The organism is Arcicella aurantiaca (assembly GCF_003148625.1).
In the GTDB taxonomy this organism is placed as follows: domain Bacteria; phylum Bacteroidota; class Bacteroidia; order Cytophagales; family Spirosomataceae; genus Arcicella; species Arcicella aurantiaca.
Window position 1 is genome coordinate 19399 of sequence record NZ_QGGO01000022.1, and the last position, 18257, is coordinate 37655.

Sequence of the window (18257 nt, forward strand, 5' to 3'; positions counted from 1 at the left end):
AGAGCCTCGTAGAAGTGAGTATTTCGTTTCCCTTTGCTTCTTTCCTACGAAAAAAAGAGGTGTTTCAGAAACGATTACCTTTTATAAACTGATTTATCTTTAAAAACGTTGCAAATCAGCCTGCAAAAGTACAACTTTTTTTCTTGATTTTCAAAGAGTTGAGCGTTTTTTTTATCATTTCTCGTTCGGATAATTGTCCGTCTGGTTTGAAGCTATACAGTAAGCATTTTTTCGCAAAGGAGGTTTATATAAATTTGTTTTTGTTTTTTTTATCCCTAAACTATTAACTTTCAAGGTTTTCTCTTAATTTTGCAGTCCCAAAATCGAAGCAAATGGTACTTTCGCTTTTGGATTAAATTAATGTACCAATACAATGAATCAAAAAATCAGAATTAAATTGAAGTCATTTGACCACACTTTGGTGGACAAATCGGCTGAGAAAATCGTTAAGGCGGTTAAAGCTACAGGTGCTGTTGTTTCGGGTCCTATTCCGTTGCCAACTAAAGTTGAGAAATTCACAGTTTTACGTTCTCCACACGTTAACAAAAAAGCTCGTGAACAATTCCAATTGTGTACTTACAAGCGTTTAATTGACATTTTCTCATCTTCTCCAAAAACAGTTGATGCGTTAATGAAATTAGAATTGCCTTCAGGTGTTGACGTTGAAATCAAAGTGTAGTTTACCTTGATTAGACGTTAAAACGATAAAAAGGTGAAGCGTAAATATTAAGGAGTTAAATCCTGATTATTTACGTTTCACCTTTTTATTTTATACACTTATCCCATTTACTGCTCCTTTCCTCCATCACTTCATCTTATAAGCAGGATGATTTCTTACGTATTCATCAAAAGAGAATTTTCCAGAACCTATTATCCAAAAAACAATTAACAAAACTAATACTACTAAAGACAACCAAAGTTCTGAATTAACTGCGGTGAAACCATTGCGGATATTGGTAAAGAAAACCGCAACGAACAAAATCGGAACTTGCAAAGCCGAAGCCAGTCGAGTAAGACAACCAAGCGTAATCAATAAACCACCTACTAAATGGGCAAATGCTACGTAATGTACCGCAACATAACTCCATGCGTTAAAATGCAAACCTTCAGTAAGAGCCGATAATTGAGATGTATCTCCAATGAAGCTCATTCCTTTGAAAAACAATAAAAGCCCTAATCCAATTCTTACGATGTCAAGCCAAGCGGGGTGATGTGCGTCGCCCCAATGTTCAATGCGTTCGATTGCTGTCATGGTAATAATAAGTTTTGTTAAATTTTTCAATTGAATTTAACGACAAAATACCAAATTTCCAATCAAAAATTGTACTTTTTTACGAAAACATATTTATATTAAAAGGCAATCTTCCCGACAATTCATTTCGCCACAATCTGCCAACTTTGTCATGTTAAACAATCAGAACAACATGAAAACATTATTAAACTTCACCTTCTTGGTATTATTTACTTTTTCAAGTTTTAGTCAAGACGCCAATTTTCGGAAAAAAGAATTTTTATTAGAAAAAGGAATTGCCATTAGTGGCTATGACCCAACAAGCTATTTTTCGGGGAAAGCACAAAAAGGCAAAAAGGAGTTTTCAGTAGTACATGAAGGCATTATTTATCAATTTTTGAATGCCAATAATTTAGAGACCTTTAAGAAAAACCCTACTAAATACGAGCCTCAATATGGCGGTTGGTGTGCTTACGCAATGGGTTCAAAAGGCGAAAAAGTGGAGGTTGACCCCGAAACTTTCAAAATTGTAAATGGCAAACTCTATTTATTTTATCACACACTTTTCAGCAATACCCTTACCGATTGGAACAAAGACGAAAACTCGTTGAAATCAAAAGCAGATATTAACTGGAATAAATTTATCAAACGATGAAGCATCAACAAATCTATATTTCGTGGGCTGCTCAAATTATAGCAGCCCTCATTTTAGCACAAACGCTTTTCTTTAAATTTTCGGGAGCAACAGAAAGTGTGGCACTTTTTACCAAATTGGGCGTTGAGCCATTCGGAAGATATGGTGCAGGCATAATGGAATTAATAACGGTTATTTTATTGCTAAATGCTCGTTGGGCATGGATTGGGGCAATTTTGGGCATTGGTACAATGTCTGGAGCAATTTTGGCACATCTCATTATTTTGGGAATCGAAAGTGCAGGCGATGGCGGTTATTTATTTTTCTTAGCATTAATTACGCTAACTTGCTGTTTGACGGTGGCTTACATTCGCAAAAGTGATATATTAGCAAAATTTTATTTTTTAACTTAAAATGCAAGAAGACGCAAAATATTGGTACCTCCACGACCATCAATTATTCTCTGTTTTATCTCGGGAAGAAAATCGAGCTTTATGTTTAATTCCGAGTTTTAAAACGGTTAAAAAAAATGAAATTCTATATTTCTCTCATGACGAAGAACAACGCCTTTATACTATCAAAAGTGGAACTTTAAAAATTGTACGAGTCGATAACGACGGTAATGAAACGGTGAAAGACGTTTTGAGGTCAGGGGATTTATTTGGACAATATACTTTTGATGAAATTGAAGATGAAAATCAAGATGAATACGCCGTTGCAGTTTCAGACAAAGTGGTGTTTTGTAGTTTCAGAATTAATGATTTTGAAGAAATCTTGAAACGAAATCCGCAGTTAGCAATTCGTTATACAAAATTGGTGGGTTTCAGAATTAAACGTATCTCAAATAATTACGCCAATTTAATGTTTAAAGACGTCAAAACTCGCTTTGCATTATTTCTGAAAGATTGGGCAATGAAAGAAGGAAACGGAAAAGATAAAGATGTCGTTATCAAAAATTATTTAACTCACAACGACATTGCAGGACTCATTTGTAGCACTCGGCAAACGGTAACATTGTTATTTAATGAATTAAAAAACGTTGGATTGATTGACTATAACCGCAATGAAATAACCATTTATGATGTGGCAAAATTGGCTTAAAACATAAAAACTCTTTTACGATTTATCGGAATTCTGATAAATCGTAAAAGAACCCAAATTACTTATGTTTCAACATATAACCCATCCCTACCACCGTATGAATCAATTTATTTGGAAAGTTTTTATCTACTTTATTTCGTAAATAATTAATATAAACCTCCACGAAATTTGTACCTGTATCAAAATTGATGTCCCATACTTTTTCTGCAATATCCACCTTCGACACGACTTTTCCTTTGTTTCTCATCAAATATTCTAACAGACTAAATTCACGGGCGGTAAGTTCAACAACATTCCCTCCTCTTCTGGCTACTTTTTCGTCTAAATCCAATTCTAAATCCGCCACTTGTAATTTTTCAACTGGCTGAGGAATTTCTTCAGTTCTTTTCAAGAGAGCTTTTACTCGTACCAACAACTCCATAAAATCAAATGGTTTTACCATATAATCATCCGTTCCTACTTCAAAACCTGATAATTTATCCGCCATCGTTCCTAAGGCAGTCAACATCAAGATAGGAACACGAGTATTGCTCTCTCGAACATGTTTACAAACATCCAAACCACTCATATCAGGCAAGTTCAAGTCCAGAATAATAAGGTCGAAATTTTGTTCCGAAAGGAGCGAAATAGCTTCTTCTCCGTCTGAGGCAATTGTTGCCTCAAAAGATTGTGTTTGCAAACCCTTTTTAATGAAGGTTGCCACTTTCAACTCGTCTTCTACAACTAAAATATGCTTGTTATTTGTCATTTTGATGTTTTTTGCAATTTTAAATCAAACTACTGCTTTTTCTTTCCAAATCGTTCTCGACACCAATCCATTAAGTGTTTAAAATCTCTTTTCGAGGAATTTCTGAGAGCTTTTCTCAATTCTTTTTTAAAAATTTTAGGTTCAAAGCTTACTTTTTCTAAAATCATTTTGGCATATTCTATTGGCGACATTCTGGTGGCTGTATTCATAAAGTTAGTTAATTATTAGGCATTTTGTAGTTTACTCTTTTTAGATTACTTTCCTTTTGCTCAATTTTCAAAACGCTCTCAGTTTGCTTTGATGCTATCTTTTTATAATCACGGCTTGTTTCGTCAATCGAAACTCTTACGCCTTTGGTTGAATCCCTTTTGGCAGCCGCAGCAGCTTTATTGGGATGTTTATAATTATGAACACTATAGCCTGGGTCATTAAGGGGAATTTCTTGTAAAAATAGGCTAAAATTAAAAATGCTGATGAATAAAATAACTGTTTTCATGATTGTTTCAGGTTTAATTACAAACACTCAAAAAAGGCAAATCAATGATGTCTTTTTTGATGAAACAAAGTTATTTAGCTAAAATTAACGTCGCATTAAAGCGAAATTAGAATGATATTAGATTCAAAACGAGTATTTATCCTTATGCCTATCGGGGAAGTTTTAAGGTAAAAATCGTCCCTTCATTTTCGGTAGATTGTACCAAAACGTTACCATTATGTAACTTGGCAATTTTTTGAGTCAATGATAAACCAACGCCATGCCCTTTAATATTTCTGGCATTTGAACCACGACGGAATGGCTCAAAAATTAGACCTAATTCTTTTTCAGGAATCACAGCACCATCATTATGAAATGATAAAATGAGTTCTTTTTGAGTAATTTGAAATCTAATATCTACTCGATTTTTAGGTGAAAACTTTACCCCATTTTCTATCAAATTCAAAAGAACGGTATAAAGTAGAGCTTCATTCGCTTTTACTTCGGGTAATAGGTCAGGGTTTTCGTCAAGTTCTGTAACAATTTGATAATGAGGACTTTTCTTTAATAAAACTTCACGTACTTGCCAAACTAATTCAGCTACATTGACCAACGAAAACTTAATTTGAGCATCGTCTGAATCAATACTTGTCATTTCTAAAAGATTATTGGTCAATCGGTTCAATTGTTGTACATCATCTAAAACAGACTGAATCATCATTTTGAGTTCTTGTGGGTCGTCTTCTGCCAAAAGTGATACCTGAATTTGACCTGTAATGGCAGTGAGTGGAGTCCGCAATTCATGCGAGGCATGAGCCACAAAGGAACGTTGTAATTTAAAGGCTTTTTCAATACGGTCGAGCATACGATTGAAACGCTGAGAAAGTTGGGCAATTTCATCGGTTTTATTTCCTTCATCCAATCTCAAATTCAATTGCGAAGCTCCAATGCTATCTACTTTTTTAATGATATTCTGAATAGGTTTCAACGCTCTTCCTGCAAAAAACCAACCAACATAACTCACAATTAAAAGCATTAATAAACCACCAAAAGCTAAAGTTAAACCTAAATTACGTTGTTCACTTAATCCGTATTTATCTAAAGCAGAAGCCACAATGACCAATTCTTCTTTGCCATTATTAAAGACCATTCCAAATACTTCTCGGTCTTTTTTCTGAAAAGAAAGTTCTTTTTCTTGGCGAATCTGAACAAGTGTGGCTAATTCAATTGTCAAATAATCTGTCCCACTTTCATAGACAATTTTATTTTTATTATTGTAAATGACAATTTCTTCCTGTGTTAAAACTGTCATTTGGTTTTTATCCAACAGTTTTAATAAATCAGGACTGATTTCATCTTTTCCAAATAAAATTTCGGCAGAAGTTCGGGCTTCTTCTCTCAAACGTGTTTCAAATTCTTTCTGACGGTGAAACTCGCCTTCGAGATAAATCACCACACAAAAAATCAATAGCAAGGTAGAAACAATGCCTAAGAAAAGGAGCGTTATTCGGGTACGGATGGTCATAATGTAAATTTACGAGAAAGCAGAAACGTTTTTGGGCATTATCGCATTAGATTTTCTTTAGAGTTTTTATTTGTTGATTATCTTTGTGGCTTAACCAAAAAATACAGAAAATGTCAAGACAAAATATCCTTACAGGTTCACCTTGGGAAGACAAAATGGGCTATTGCCGTGCAGTACGTATCGGAAATATTATCGAAGTTTCGGGAACAGTTGCTATTGTTGATGGAGAAACAGTAAAAGCTGACGACGCTTTTGCTCAAACAAATAACATCATTGAACGTATCGCTAAGGTTTTGGAAGAAGCAGGAGCAAGTTTAAATGACGTAGTAAGAACTCGTATTTTCACAACTGATATTGCTCAATTTGATAATATCGCAAAAGCTCACGGAGCATTTTTCAAAGACATCAAACCTACAACAGGTATTTATGAAATCAGCAAATTGGTTTCTCCTGACTATTTGGTAGAAATTGAATTCACGGCAGTTGTTTAAGCTATAAGTAGGGATTGGGGGTTGGGATTTAGGTGTTAGTAATACCATAAACTTGATTATCAATCATTTATGAAACATCAAAGCAGCACTCTATTTTATCTCATTACTTACTAAGAATTTGACCAATAAAAAAGCCTCGCTTTCAAGCGGGGCTTTTTTGTCTTATTTCAGACGTATGATGTTAAAACGCTAAATGTTTACAAAAAGTTTTACGTTTGAAAAATAGTGAAATAGTTTTTCATTTTTGTAACACAGACTTCAGTCTGTAAGTATATTTGTGTTACAGACTGAAGTTTGTGTTACAATTTTTACAGACTAAAGTCTGTGCTACTATGAAGCAACAAACAATATATGAAGTAGCCGTAATTCCGATTGGCTCATTAAATTCTATCCGACAAAAAGAAACCGTTTTGAGTTATTTCTCAAACCTCAGCAAGTGCCTCGACCAAGTTTCAACGGCTTTGGCAATTAATGGCTGGGACTCTAAAATAAATTATACGGCAGTTTACAGAAGTTTGAAGGAAAAGGAAAAATACGTAGCCGAATTCAATTTAGCAGGGAATAAAATTTTCAAAATTGTGATAACGTGTAGAACGATAAACCCTGCATTGACGATGTTAGGAATTGAAGAAAAACCTGTGTAACTCGATTTCCATTTAGGATAAATCAGGGAATTGACACCAATTTTTAGGCATAAAAAAAGACCTACATGAGCAGGTCTTTCAAAATCATTTTTGGAGATATAATAGTAAAACGTTTATCTGAGGAAAAAGTTTTATACTTGAAAAATAGTTAAATTATTTTTCATTTTTATTTCATTTATTTTCAAAACCTTGTTTAAAAGGTAATTAAAGGCATTTTTAGCTAAGAAATTATTTTTCTTTACAAGCTCAATAAGGCTTCTTTTTTCAGCAGTTCTTTGTCAATTGGTACTACCCCCACAAACTCACAAACTAAACCACCACCTAAATTGGAAAGTCCTGCAATAAGTTCGGGCGAAAGTCCCAAAGCTAAACAACAAGCCGCAATTGAAATAACAGTATCTCCCGCACCCGACACATCCGAAATGGTACGAATATGAGCAGGAATTGCTTTTTTCTGTCCGTTAAAATCAATATAAACACCCTGTTCGGAAAGCGTAACAAAAACACCTTTAAGCTCTAAAGTTTTCTTTAAAATCGAAACGGCATCAGTTAATTCATCTGGATTTTTTACGTCAAAAGAAATAGATAAACCCTCTTTCAATTCCTTCAAATTTGGCTTGAAAAGCGTTGCGTGCTGATAGTAAAGAAAGTTGCGTTTTTTGGGGTCAACAATGGTTGGAATATTATTATCATTGGCAAAAGTGATAATATCAAAGATTAATTCTTTAGACAAAACGCCTTTGTCATAATCTTCAAAAATGATAACGTCTGCCTCTTTCGACAACTCAATTATTTTGTTGGCAAGTATTTGGCGTTCAGCCTCATTAATAAGTTTATCCGTTTCAGTATCAACTCTTACAATTTGTTGAGAACCTGCAATAATTCGTTCTTTTACGGTTGTAATTCGAGTTTCAGATTGGATAATTCCTTCGGTTGAGAGGTTTTGTTCTTTCAGTAAATTTAACAAAGAATCACCGTAAGAATCCGCCCCGATAACCGAACAAATAATTGGCTTTGCTCCAAGCGACTGTACATTCATCACAACGTTTCCTGCACCGCCCAAACGTATTTCACGACTACGGACATTCACAACGGGTACGGGAGCTTCGGGTGAAATTCGTTCTACTTTACCCCATGTATAGGCATCAAGCATTACGTCGCCAATGATGAGAACTTTAAGATTATTGAAATTATCAAATATTTCTGGAATAGTCATTTTTCGGTAATTAGATATAACACAAAAGTACCAAAACTTTATAAAAGAATTAGTAAAAATCCTTTATTGATAAGTTTAACAAATTGAAAAACGCAATAAATTCAACTATATTTCGCTGAAAGTATATATATTTACACAGATTCAGCCATATATAATTAAAATTATGCAAAAAGAGCTAATTGGTCGAGAAAAAGAGAAAGAAATACTTTTAAAAGTTTTAGAAACTCCCGAAGCAGAATTGGTGGCTGTTGTGGGCAGACGGCGAGTAGGAAAAACATTTTTGGTGCGTTCCGTTTATGATTCATTAATTCGATTTGAAATAACGGGTCTGCAAAATGTGACTGCCAAAAAGCAATTAAATAATTTCTCAATCCATCTTCGCAATGCCTTCGGAGCAATTGCCCCAAAAGAAAAACCGATTGATTGGCTTGAAGCATTCCAACAGTTGATTGAATGTTGGGAAAAAACGGTAAACCCTTCAACAAAGTCGGTCATTTTCTTAGATGAATTACCTTGGTTAGCAGGACGAAAATCGGGCTTTTTGGATGGACTGAGTTATTTTTGGAATTCTTGGGCAGTAAAAAACAATGTTATTATTATCATTTGTGGTTCGGCTGCTTCATGGATGATTCAACAAGTGGTTTACAACAAAGGTGGCTTACACAATAGAATTACCCGAAGAATTCATCTGATGCCATTCAATTTGTATGAAACAGATTTATTCCTCAAGAATAAAAACATTTTTTTAGATAAATATCAGATTGTGCAATTATACATGGCAATGGGTGGTATTCCTCATTATTTGAAAGAAGTAGAGGCTGGAAAAAGTGCTATTCAAAATATAGAACAAATTTGTTTTTCGAGTACGGGTTTGCTCAATGATGAGTTTATGAAATTGTACCCAGCTTTGTTTGAAAACGCCACACACCATATTAGTATTATTAACGCTTTGGGGCATAAATGGAAAGGTTTGACAAGGCAAGAAATCATTAAGGAAACCTATTTATCAGATGGTGGAAATCTAAGTCGTTACTTGGATGAATTACTTTATTCTGGTTTTATTTCTGCTTATAATGCTTTCGGAAAGAAGCAAAAAGATGCCTTATACCGTCTTACAGATGAATATTCGTTGTTTTATCTTCATTTTATTCAACATCAAAATCAATTCACAAAAGATAGCTGGCAAAATTTGAGTCAAACATTCATGTTTAAGAGTTGGACAGGTTATGCTTTTGAAAATTTATGTCTGAAACATATCGACCAAATAAAAAAAGCATTGGGCATTTCAGGAATTTATTCAGAAACGAGCAGTTATTATCACAAAGGAACGTCAGAACAACAGGGTGTACAAATTGATTTATTGATAGACCGAAAAGATAATGTCATCAATTTATTTGAACTGAAATTTTATGCCGAACCATTTATTTTAACTAAAAAATATGCCGACATTTTGCGTGAAAAAGTCGGCACATTTAAACAATTGACGGGTACTCGTAAACAGATTTTTTTGAGTTTACTCAGTATTTATGGCTCAAAACCCAATGAAAACAGCATCGGGCTAATCAATAATTCTTTGGAAGTTGATGTTTTATTTGAAAATCAATAAGTAATGGGACAAAATAAAGCACTATTTTGAGATTTCATAAATAATTGATAATCAGACTTATGACAATCGTAAATTCTTAAATCGTCCTTCTACTTAATTACCCACCAATTGTAGTCATGGATTCTGTAATGACAGATTTACGATTGCGTTCGGCTTCAAAACCATCTTTTGGACGATTTTTGAAGGCTTGTAAAAAGGTCGATTTCAAGTCTTCATTCGTAATGCCGTCTCGTAATAAATCTCTAATATTCAGTACGCCTTCATCGTACAAACAAGTTTTTAAATCGCCCGTTGCTGTGAGGCGGATACGGTTACAAGTTCCACAAAATGTACGAGAAAAGGCAGCAATTACACCAATATTTCCTTGAAAATCAGGAACTTGATAATTATAAGAAGTTGAATTTGGAGAATCTACAAGTTTTTGCAAATCAGGATATTGACTTTTTATTTCGGCTAAAATACGATGTAAATTCCACGCTAATTTTGGATAATGATTGCCTTCTCCGTTGAAAGGCATTTCTTCAATAAAACGAATGGAAACGTTATGATTTTGCGTTAATCCGACCAAAGGCAAAATGTCTTCGGTATTTTTTCCGTCCATAACAACGGCATTTACTTTTACCTCAAAACCTGCATCAATTAACTGAAAAAGTGTATCGTAAACTTTATCAAATTCATCTCGACGAGTGATTTCAAAAAAGCGTTTTTTGTCTAAGGTATCTAAACTTAAATTAACAGCACGCACGCCCATTTCTTTCATTTGGCGAATATATTGCCCCGTCAAAATTCCGTTAGTGGTAATATTGAGTTCGTCAATTCCATTGATTTCAGATAATTGATACATGAAATCAATCATATTATGCCGAACAAATGGTTCTCCACCTGTAATTCTCACTTTTGAAATTCCCAACTCAGAAAGCACCGAAACCGTCCGAATCATTTCTTCGTAAGTCAATAACTTAGATTTGTGCAGATATTTTACGCCTTCTTCGGGCATACAATAAAAACAACGCAAATTACAACGGTCAGTTACCGCCAAACGTAAGTAGGTTATCGGGCGACCATGATTGTCGTAAATGATATTTTGAGTTTGAGTATTCAATTTTAATCAGTTTCTTTGTTGAACAAATTTAGCGAATATATTCAGAGTAGCAAAGGAAAGGAACAGAGTGCTTTAGTAGCAGAGGAACATAGGGATAAAGGAGTAACTTATAAAGTTAAAATTGAGTGTTGTTTCTCATTTTATTATATGTTCATTTTTCTTATTATACTCTTTTATCTCTCTGCTACTTTGCCCCTCCGTTCTTAAAAAAAACTAAAACATGAAATATAAAATTAATCTTTTCGGAATAACTCGTGATATTGTTGGCAAAAACATCACAGAGGTAGAAGTAAATCAAGAATCAGACGTTCAAACGGTTTTGGGAATCCTAAAAACTGACTTCCCAAAATTGCAAGAAATAAAATCACTTTTGATTGCCGTTAATAGTGAATACGCAGAAGCAGATTTAATGCTATCAGAAAGAGATGAAATTGCTTTAATTCCGCCTGTAAGTGGAGGCTAAAAACAGAAAAAGGAAAGGTTGAACAATAGAATTCCCATAAGTAAAAACACTCATTTTTTTACATTTTATCACATCTTTAATTTATGATAATTCCCAATTTTAATTTGGAAATCTCCCTAAAATTTGCCTAATTTTGTTCATAGAAAAATAACCTCCCCATAATTATAATTTAACCAAGATTTATTGCGAAAATTTACTGAACCCTCATATAATACAGTTGGTTTACGGAACTTTTTTTTCTTGAAATAAGGTTCTTTCAATTCAAAATCTTAATTAAGGTCATGTCTGACGCAATTAAACACGAGTGCGGTATAGCACTTATCCGTCTTCGGAAGGATTACCAGTATTATATCAACAAATACAACACGCCCCTTTACGGACTCAACAAGTTGTATTTGATGATGGAAAAACAAGTAAACCGAGGGCAAGACGGTGCTGGTGTTGCTAACATCAAAATTGATGTACCGCCTGGTCATCGTTATATTAGTCGCTATCGTTCAGTCGAACAAAATGCCGTACCTGACATATTCAGGAAAATCCACAAAAAATTCCAGAAAGCCATCAAAGGCAACAAAGAAAAAGCAAAAGATGCTCATTGGATTCAAGAGAACATCGCTTTTTCGGGAGAAGTTTTGTTAGGACACCTCCGTTATGGTACGCACGGACAGAACGAAATCGAAAACTGCCACCCAATGCTTAGACAAAGCAATTGGAGAAGTAGAAACTTAGTAATGGCTGGAAACTTCAATATGACCAATGTCGATGAATTGTTCGACAAATTGGTTTCATTGGGGCAACATCCAAAAGAAAAAGTGGACACGGTGACGGTAATGGAAAAAATCGGACACTTTTTGGACGAAGAAAATCAACGTCAGTTTGATTACTTCAAAAGTGAACATCACAATCCAGAATTGTCTGATATTATTGAAGAAAACATTGATTTACAGAGAGTTTTACAACGTTCTTGCCGAGATTTTGACGGTGGATACGCCATGTGTGGACTTACTGGATACGGTGCGGCTTTTGTAGCAAGAGACCCTGCGGGAATCAGACCAGCATTTTATTATGCCGATGATGAAGTTGTGGTAGTTGCTTCTGAAAAACAAGCTATCAAAACAAGTTTCAACTGTAATTACGATGACATTAAAGAAGTTCAACCAGGACACGCTTTAATCGTAAACAAAGATGGTTCTTATTCTGAAAAGCAGTTCATCGAGCCAATCGAAAGAAAATCTTGTAGTTTTGAACGCATTTATTTCTCTCGTGCTTCAGACCCAAATATCTATGCTGAACGTAAGCAATTAGGACGTTTAGTAATTCCTCAGGTATTACAAGAAGTTGATTACGACTTAAAAAATACAGTATTCTCTTATATTCCAAATACTGCCGAAACTGCCTTTTTGGGTATGATTGAAGGTTTGGAAGACCATCTTGCCAAAGAACGTAAAAAGGCAATTTTAGAAGGAATTATCTTTGAAAAAGACCTTGAAGATTTATTGACGTTCCGCCCAAGAGTTGAGAAACTGATTTCAAAAGATGTAAAATTACGTACTTTCATCACTAACGATGCCGACCGTAATGATATGGTGGCTCATGTGTATGATACTACTTTTGAGGTAATCAAGAAGGGCGTTGATAATGTAGTTTTAATTGATGACTCAATTGTTAGAGGAACAACATTAGAGCGTTCAATTGTAAGTCTTTTAGATAAATTAGGACCAAAGAAAATTGTTATTGTTTCGTCTGCTCCACAAATTCGTTATCCTGACTGTTACGGAATTGATATGTCGAGAATGAAGGAATTTGTTGCTTTCCGTGCAGCTTATGAATTATTGACAGAACGTAACATGGACGATGTTTTAGAAGATACTTTAGGACGTTGTTTGGCAGCTATTGAAATGGGAACGGCTTCAGAAGAAAACTTAGTAAAAGCCATTTATAAGCCGTTTACCACTGAAGAAATTTCTGATAAAATTGCAGAATTAGTAAAACCTAAAAATTTGAAAGCCGAGTTAGCAATTGTTTATCAAACCGTTGAAAACCTTAACAAAGCTTGTCCGAATGATACAGGAGACTGGTATTTTACAGGAAATTATCCAACACCTGGAGGAAATAAAGTAGTAAATACTGCTTTCGTAAACTTCATGAAAGGCGTTGAAATTAGAGCGTATTAGTCAGTTTTTTAGAGAATAGATGTTAGAGGATAGAGTTTAGAGAATAGAGAACAGATTTTAGAGAATAGAGGATAGATGTTAGAGAATGGAGTTTAGAAAAATCAGCTTCATTTCACAATTAAAATATTCTCTAATATCTACTAAACTCTAACATCTATTCTCTATTCTCTAACATCTATTCTCTAACATCTGTTCTCTACCTAATCGCTTTCACGATTCTATCTTTTCCAAACATATCTTTCACCACTTCTACGTAGTGAAAACCTTGATTCCAAAACAATTCTGCGGTTTCTAAACCAAGAGCTTGGTTAATTTCTACCACACACAAGCCATTTTTTATTAGGTTTTTAGCGGCAAACTCTGCAATTTTTTTGTAGAATATCAAAGGATTATCATCTTCCACAAAAAGAGCTAAATGTGGCTCATATTCCAACACGTTTTTCTCCATTTCCGCCTTTTCAGCGTTCATTACATAAGGTGGATTACTGACGATAATAGTAGGTTTTAGGGGTTGGGGATTAGGTTTTAGGGTTAAAAAATCCGTCTTTTCAAAAATTACCTTTACGCCATTTCTTTCAGCATTTTCTTTTGCCACTTTTAACGCATCTTCTGAAATATCATAGGCATACACTTGTGCTTCTGGGATTTCACAAGCCAAAGAAATTGCAATACACCCCGACCCTGTACCAATATCTAAAATCTTTGCTTCTACCCCAAAATGTCTCTTGTTTACTTCTAACTGATAACTGCTAACTGTTAACTGTACAAGCTCCTCTGTTTCAGGTCTTGGGATTAAAGTAGCTGGCGTAACTTTAAATGTTCGTCCATAAAATTCTGTTGTACCAATGATATATTGTACAGGTTCTTGGGCTTTTATTCTTTGTATTATCTCCGTAAAATCAAATAGTTGAGCAACTGGATTATCTAATAAAATATCCGTTTTAGAGATTTTCAGATAATGTTCTAAGAGTAAATAAACAATGCTTTTTGCTTCGTTTTCTTCGTAAACGGAAGTAATTTCGGCAATTAATTGACTGAAAAGTGTCTTTGTTGAATTCATATTTTTAGCATAAAAGACAAAGTTAAGCCTTAAAACCAAGAACAACTAAATGCCCAACTCACCACTCACCATTCATCATTCACAATTATATATGAAACGAGCCTTACAAATGGCACGTTTAGGAGCTGGCTATGTTTCTCCAAATCCAATGGTGGGTTGTGTGATTGTACATAATGGTAAAATCATTGGAGAAGGTTGGCACAAAAAATACGGCGAAGGTCATGCCGAAGTAAATGCTGTCAATTCGGTTGAAGACAAATCATTACTTTCAGAATCAGAGGTTTACGTTACACTTGAACCTTGTTCGCATTATGGGAAAACGCCTCCGTGTGCCGATTTACTGATAAAACATCATGTAAAAAAAGTGATTATTTGTAATCTCGACCCTAACCCATTGGTGGCAGGAAAAGGTATTGAAAAACTTCGTCAGGCAGGAATTGAGGTGGAAACAGGAGTTTTAGAAGCAGAAGGACGAGAAGTAAACAAGCGTTTTTTTACTTTTATCGAAAAACAAAGACCATATATTATTTTGAAATGGGCGGAATCTGCGGATGGTTTTATTGCTAAACCCAATTATCAAGCCGTTCAGATTTCTAATAATCTTTCCCGAAGATTTGTCCATAAAATGCGTGCCGAAGAAGACGCCATTATGGTCGGGACAAATACCGCTCGATATGATAATCCTAAATTAGATACTCGCTTCTGGACTGGGAAAAATGCCATTCGAGTAGTGATTGACAAGGATTTATCTTTATCCAAAGACTTAAATATTTTTGATGATTCACAAGTAACTATTTGTTATAATTTACTGGAAAACAAGATTTTAAACAATAATATTTGGGTAAAAATTGAAGAGAGTCATTCATTTGAAAAGTTTATTATTCAAGACCTTTATCAAAGAAAAGTACAATCTGTCATTATTGAAGGAGGAACGGTTTTATTACAAAGTTTCATCGATTTAGGACTTTGGGACGAAGCTATCATTTTGAAAAGCAAAAAGATTTTAGGCGAAGGAATTAACGCTCCGAAATTGAATAAACCCGAACATTCAAGAGAATATTTGTCAGGAGATAGTGTTGTTTATTATAAATTTTAGGAACGACAAACTATTTGTCGCAAACAAATTTAGACCACAGATTGAACGGATTTTACCGATTTACACAGGGATGCACAGTCGGATAAAGTAAAGAAAAATCAGCGAAAATCAGCATAATCTGTTCAATCTGTGGTCTATCTTTTGTCTTGTGACAAACCCTTTATCGTTCCGTAAATTCTTTCAACACCAAAAGTTTGTGCCTTTTCATACTTCCTAAAGTCTGAACTTGTAGTAAATACATTCCCATTTTCAGATTCTCTAAGGGTTTTATTTCTAAAATCGTCTGCGTTAATTTATCCGACTTTATCTTTATTTCATTTTCTTCAAAATCTGTCAATAGCAATCGAGTTTCGTCGGAATCTTCAACTTTTACATAAAATTTATCGGCTGAAGATGGATTTGGGAAAATACCAAAAGGTACATTTACATCTTCAATAATGACCGATTGTGGTCTAAAAACTTGTTGCGTTCCGTCTTTATCAATCTGTTTTAAACGATAATAATTTGTTCCGAAAAGGGCATTTTCATCTATAAAATTGTACAACTTCTTGGTTTGAGATAAACCTGCGGCTTCAATATTGGCAATCATTTTATAGTTTACGGCATCTCTACTATGTTCCAAAATGAAATAATTGCTATTAATTTCTGAAGCCGTTTCCCAACGAATATTCACTTTTTGATTGTCTGAAACTTGGGTTTGAAAAGACGTAATTTCTACGGGAACTGCTGAGGCTTTCAGCATAATATTGTCTAATCGTAAGCGATTCAAAGCGGTTACGGCATCATTTTTCTTGTAAAATCGGAAGTAAATATTGGGAAGATTATTGTAGTTTGTTCCTAAAATCATAGGCCCAGAGCTATTACATCCTGCGGTTGGAGCAGTGGCGTTTAGGTCGCCAATTTTAGAGAAATTTGCTCCATCAGAACTAACTTGAATTTCAAAATTACCTAAATCAATATCCGACATTCGGTAGTCGTAACTAAAGTTGAAAGGACCTATAAAACCAAGTGTACTCGACTGAATTTGAAGATAATCTCCAGCATTCCAGCTATTTACTGAAAATCCTTTACCTGTACAGGCATCTTCGGCAAAATTACTGAGTCCGTTTTGGGTCAAAGTTGCTGAACCTGTTGAGGCTGATATTGGCGGGGGTGTTCCTGCATATCCATTAAATTCAAAACTAAAAACGGTTTGGGCAGTACAAGCCCAAGAAAGCCCCAAAATAAGGCAAATCGTGAGAAACGTTTTCATAAAATTTTATATATTGAAAGTGAGAATCTTCTTTAGGAAAATTGTAAAAATAAGACTATCGGTTAACTTCCCGAAAATTTTAGAACTTTCGGGAAGTTCCAAGTCGAACATGGTACGTTTAAATTTATAATCTTCTTTAACACAAAATTAAAAATATCTACTAATTGGGCAATAAAAAAGGGGAAAAAGGTCTTGCCCCCTTTTCCCCTCCATTAATAAATCTTTGCTATTTTACCCTTCCTTCACAGTGTCAATAAAGCATTTTACATTATCTGGATTGGTGTCTGGATAAACGCCGTGTCCAAGATTAGCGATATGTCTGTGTCCGCCAAATTGTTGTAACATTGAGCGAGTTTGTTTTTTGATTTCGTCAAACGAGCCGTATAATACACACGGGTCAAGATTGCCTTGTAACGTTTTGGTATCCCCAATCAATTGACGAGATTCGGCAATGTCCATATTCCAGTCCAAACCAATTACTTCGCAATTTAATTTACCCATTTCTTCACGGGCAAAAAATGCACCTTTGGCAAAAACCGTTACAGGAACTTCCGTGATAGCATCGCAAATTTGAGAAATATACGGAAGCGAATAAATACGATATTGCTCTGGTGAAAGAATACCCGCCCATGAGTCAAAAATCTGCACTAAATTTGCTCCTGCGGCAATTTGAGCTTTCAGATAGGCAATGGTTGTATCTGTAATTTTCTGTAAAAGTGCGTGCGAAAGTTCTGGTTCAGTATAAAGTGCTTTTTTCGCTTTTGAGAAAGTTTTTGACCCACGACCTTCAATCATGTAGCAAAGCAAAGTAAATGGAGCTCCTGCAAAACCAATCAAAGGCACACGTCCATTTAATTCTTTTTTTACAATTTTGATGGCATCTAAAACGTATTTTAATTCCTCTTCTGGATTAGCAACTATCAATTTATCCACATCTGCCATTGATTTGATGACATTTGGAAAAATCGGCCCAACTTTTTCTTCCATGATATAAGGCAAGCCCATTGCTTCGGGAACAACCAAAATATCTGAGAAAATAATGGCGGCATCAACGCCCAAAATATCAACGGGTTGAATAGTTACCTCCGCTGCTAATTCTGGATTTGTCGCCAATTGGATAAAACTCCCTGCTTTCTCACGAACAGCACGGTATTCTGCCAAAATTCTTCCTGCCTGACGCATCATCCAAACGGGAGTGCGTTCTACACGCTCACCACGAGCGGCACGTAATAATAAATCGTTTTGTAAAATTTCCATAAAGAAATGTATCTCGACTCTCCTGAACCGAATAAGGATATTCTTTTTAATATCCGATGCAGAAGCATCGGACTACAAAGATACGATTGAAAGATGAGAATGGATTTTAATTCAAGAAGGAATTATCGAATACCTTAAACAATTTGTTAAATATACGTTCGTTGTGAGTAGGGGTTTCTATA

The 18257-nt window shown here is 34.8% G+C and carries 20 protein-coding genes; 10 read left to right on the top strand and 10 right to left on the bottom strand.

Features of this window, described 5'->3' with window-relative positions:
* Positions 1 to 373: 373 nt before the first annotated feature.
* Positions 374 to 679: a 30S ribosomal protein S10 gene (gene rpsJ, locus LV89_RS17630; RefSeq protein ID WP_109744245.1), complete on the top strand. Its 306-nt coding sequence runs from the start codon at positions 374 to 376 to the stop codon at positions 677 to 679.
* Between the two features lie 126 nt (positions 680 to 805).
* On the opposite strand, the gene LV89_RS17635 is transcribed toward rpsJ, so the two are convergent.
* Complete coding sequence (locus tag LV89_RS17635; RefSeq protein ID WP_109744312.1) at positions 806 to 1252, bottom strand: DoxX family protein; 447 nt, start codon at positions 1250 to 1252, stop codon at positions 806 to 808.
* 172 nt (positions 1253 to 1424) lie between these two features.
* On the opposite strand from LV89_RS17635, the gene LV89_RS17640 reads away from it, so the two are divergent.
* From LV89_RS17640 to LV89_RS17650, 3 genes are read left to right on the top strand one after another with little or no spacing between them, the layout of a single operon-like run.
* Positions 1425 to 1886, top strand: coding sequence for a YHS domain-containing (seleno)protein (locus LV89_RS17640; protein WP_109744246.1), 462 nt, complete (start codon positions 1425 to 1427; stop codon positions 1884 to 1886).
* Positions 1883 to 2278 carry a DoxX family protein gene (locus tag LV89_RS17645; protein ID WP_109744247.1) on the top strand — a complete coding sequence of 132 codons (396 nt, stop codon included), beginning with the start codon at positions 1883 to 1885 and terminating at the stop codon, positions 2276 to 2278. Before LV89_RS17640 ends, LV89_RS17645 begins: the two co-directional genes overlap by 4 nt.
* Position 2279: 1 nt before the next feature.
* On the top strand, positions 2280 to 2966 hold the full coding sequence (locus LV89_RS17650; protein WP_109744248.1) for a Crp/Fnr family transcriptional regulator: 687 nt from the start codon (positions 2280 to 2282) through the stop codon (positions 2964 to 2966).
* Between the two features lie 58 nt (positions 2967 to 3024).
* On the opposite strand, the gene LV89_RS17655 is transcribed toward LV89_RS17650, so the two are convergent.
* From LV89_RS17655 to LV89_RS17665, 4 genes are all read right to left on the bottom strand, one after another.
* Positions 3025 to 3714 (bottom strand): response regulator transcription factor, encoded by a 690-nt coding sequence (locus tag LV89_RS17655; RefSeq protein WP_109744249.1) that lies wholly within the window; start codon positions 3712 to 3714, stop codon positions 3025 to 3027.
* 29 nt (positions 3715 to 3743) lie between these two features.
* Positions 3744 to 3923: a hypothetical protein gene (locus LV89_RS24935; RefSeq protein WP_146199198.1), complete on the bottom strand. Its 180-nt coding sequence runs from the start codon at positions 3921 to 3923 to the stop codon at positions 3744 to 3746.
* Positions 3924 to 3931: 8 nt separating this feature from the next.
* The gene (locus LV89_RS17660) at positions 3932 to 4210 is read right to left on the bottom strand and encodes a hypothetical protein (protein WP_109744250.1); all 279 of its coding nucleotides are present in this window, start codon (positions 4208 to 4210) and stop codon (positions 3932 to 3934) included.
* 148 nt (positions 4211 to 4358) lie between these two features.
* A complete protein-coding gene (locus LV89_RS17665) occupies positions 4359 to 5714 on the bottom strand; it encodes a HAMP domain-containing sensor histidine kinase (protein WP_109744251.1) in 1356 nt (451 codons plus the stop codon).
* A gap of 110 nt (positions 5715 to 5824) precedes the next feature.
* Here LV89_RS17665 and LV89_RS17670 point away from each other — a divergent pair, with 110 nt between their 5' ends.
* Both LV89_RS17670 and LV89_RS17675 read left to right on the top strand, forming a co-directional pair.
* On the top strand, positions 5825 to 6205 hold the full coding sequence (locus LV89_RS17670) for a RidA family protein (protein ID WP_109744252.1): 381 nt from the start codon (positions 5825 to 5827) through the stop codon (positions 6203 to 6205).
* 332 nt (positions 6206 to 6537) lie between these two features.
* The gene (locus LV89_RS17675) at positions 6538 to 6849 is read left to right on the top strand and encodes a hypothetical protein (RefSeq protein ID WP_109744253.1); all 312 of its coding nucleotides are present in this window, start codon (positions 6538 to 6540) and stop codon (positions 6847 to 6849) included.
* Between the two features lie 238 nt (positions 6850 to 7087).
* Here the strand turns inward: LV89_RS17675 and LV89_RS17680 are convergent, their stop codons facing one another.
* Positions 7088 to 8065, bottom strand: coding sequence for a bifunctional heptose 7-phosphate kinase/heptose 1-phosphate adenyltransferase (locus tag LV89_RS17680; RefSeq protein WP_109744254.1), 978 nt, complete (start codon positions 8063 to 8065; stop codon positions 7088 to 7090).
* A gap of 163 nt (positions 8066 to 8228) precedes the next feature.
* Between LV89_RS17680 and LV89_RS17685 the strand changes: the two genes are divergently transcribed.
* Positions 8229 to 9671, top strand: coding sequence for an AAA family ATPase (locus tag LV89_RS17685; protein WP_109744255.1), 1443 nt, complete (start codon positions 8229 to 8231; stop codon positions 9669 to 9671).
* 97 nt (positions 9672 to 9768) lie between these two features.
* Here LV89_RS17685 and moaA read toward each other — a convergent pair whose 3' ends face one another.
* Positions 9769 to 10752, bottom strand: coding sequence for a GTP 3',8-cyclase MoaA (moaA, locus tag LV89_RS17690; RefSeq protein ID WP_109744313.1), 984 nt, complete (start codon positions 10750 to 10752; stop codon positions 9769 to 9771).
* Between the two features lie 241 nt (positions 10753 to 10993).
* On the opposite strand from moaA, the gene LV89_RS17695 reads away from it, so the two are divergent.
* The gene (locus LV89_RS17695) at positions 10994 to 11236 is read left to right on the top strand and encodes a MoaD/ThiS family protein (protein WP_109744256.1); all 243 of its coding nucleotides are present in this window, start codon (positions 10994 to 10996) and stop codon (positions 11234 to 11236) included.
* Between the two features lie 281 nt (positions 11237 to 11517).
* Positions 11518 to 13410: an amidophosphoribosyltransferase gene (locus LV89_RS17700; protein WP_109744257.1), complete on the top strand. Its 1893-nt coding sequence runs from the start codon at positions 11518 to 11520 to the stop codon at positions 13408 to 13410.
* Between the two features lie 196 nt (positions 13411 to 13606).
* Here LV89_RS17700 and prmC read toward each other — a convergent pair whose 3' ends face one another.
* Positions 13607 to 14470, bottom strand: coding sequence for a peptide chain release factor N(5)-glutamine methyltransferase (gene prmC / locus LV89_RS17705; RefSeq protein ID WP_109744258.1), 864 nt, complete (start codon positions 14468 to 14470; stop codon positions 13607 to 13609).
* Between the two features lie 49 nt (positions 14471 to 14519).
* Here prmC and ribD point away from each other — a divergent pair, with 49 nt between their 5' ends.
* The gene (gene ribD / locus LV89_RS17710) at positions 14520 to 15566 is read left to right on the top strand and encodes a bifunctional diaminohydroxyphosphoribosylaminopyrimidine deaminase/5-amino-6-(5-phosphoribosylamino)uracil reductase RibD (protein WP_109744259.1); all 1047 of its coding nucleotides are present in this window, start codon (positions 14520 to 14522) and stop codon (positions 15564 to 15566) included.
* Between the two features lie 160 nt (positions 15567 to 15726).
* Here the strand turns inward: ribD and LV89_RS17715 are convergent, their stop codons facing one another.
* Together LV89_RS17715 and hemE are read right to left on the bottom strand one after the other, a co-directional pair.
* Positions 15727 to 16818, bottom strand: a complete 1092-nt coding sequence (locus LV89_RS17715) for a T9SS type A sorting domain-containing protein (protein WP_109744260.1) — start codon at positions 16816 to 16818, stop codon at positions 15727 to 15729.
* Between the two features lie 231 nt (positions 16819 to 17049).
* Complete coding sequence (gene hemE, locus LV89_RS17720) at positions 17050 to 18075, bottom strand: uroporphyrinogen decarboxylase (RefSeq protein WP_109744261.1); 1026 nt, start codon at positions 18073 to 18075, stop codon at positions 17050 to 17052.
* Between the last annotated feature and the right edge of the window lie 182 nt (positions 18076 to 18257).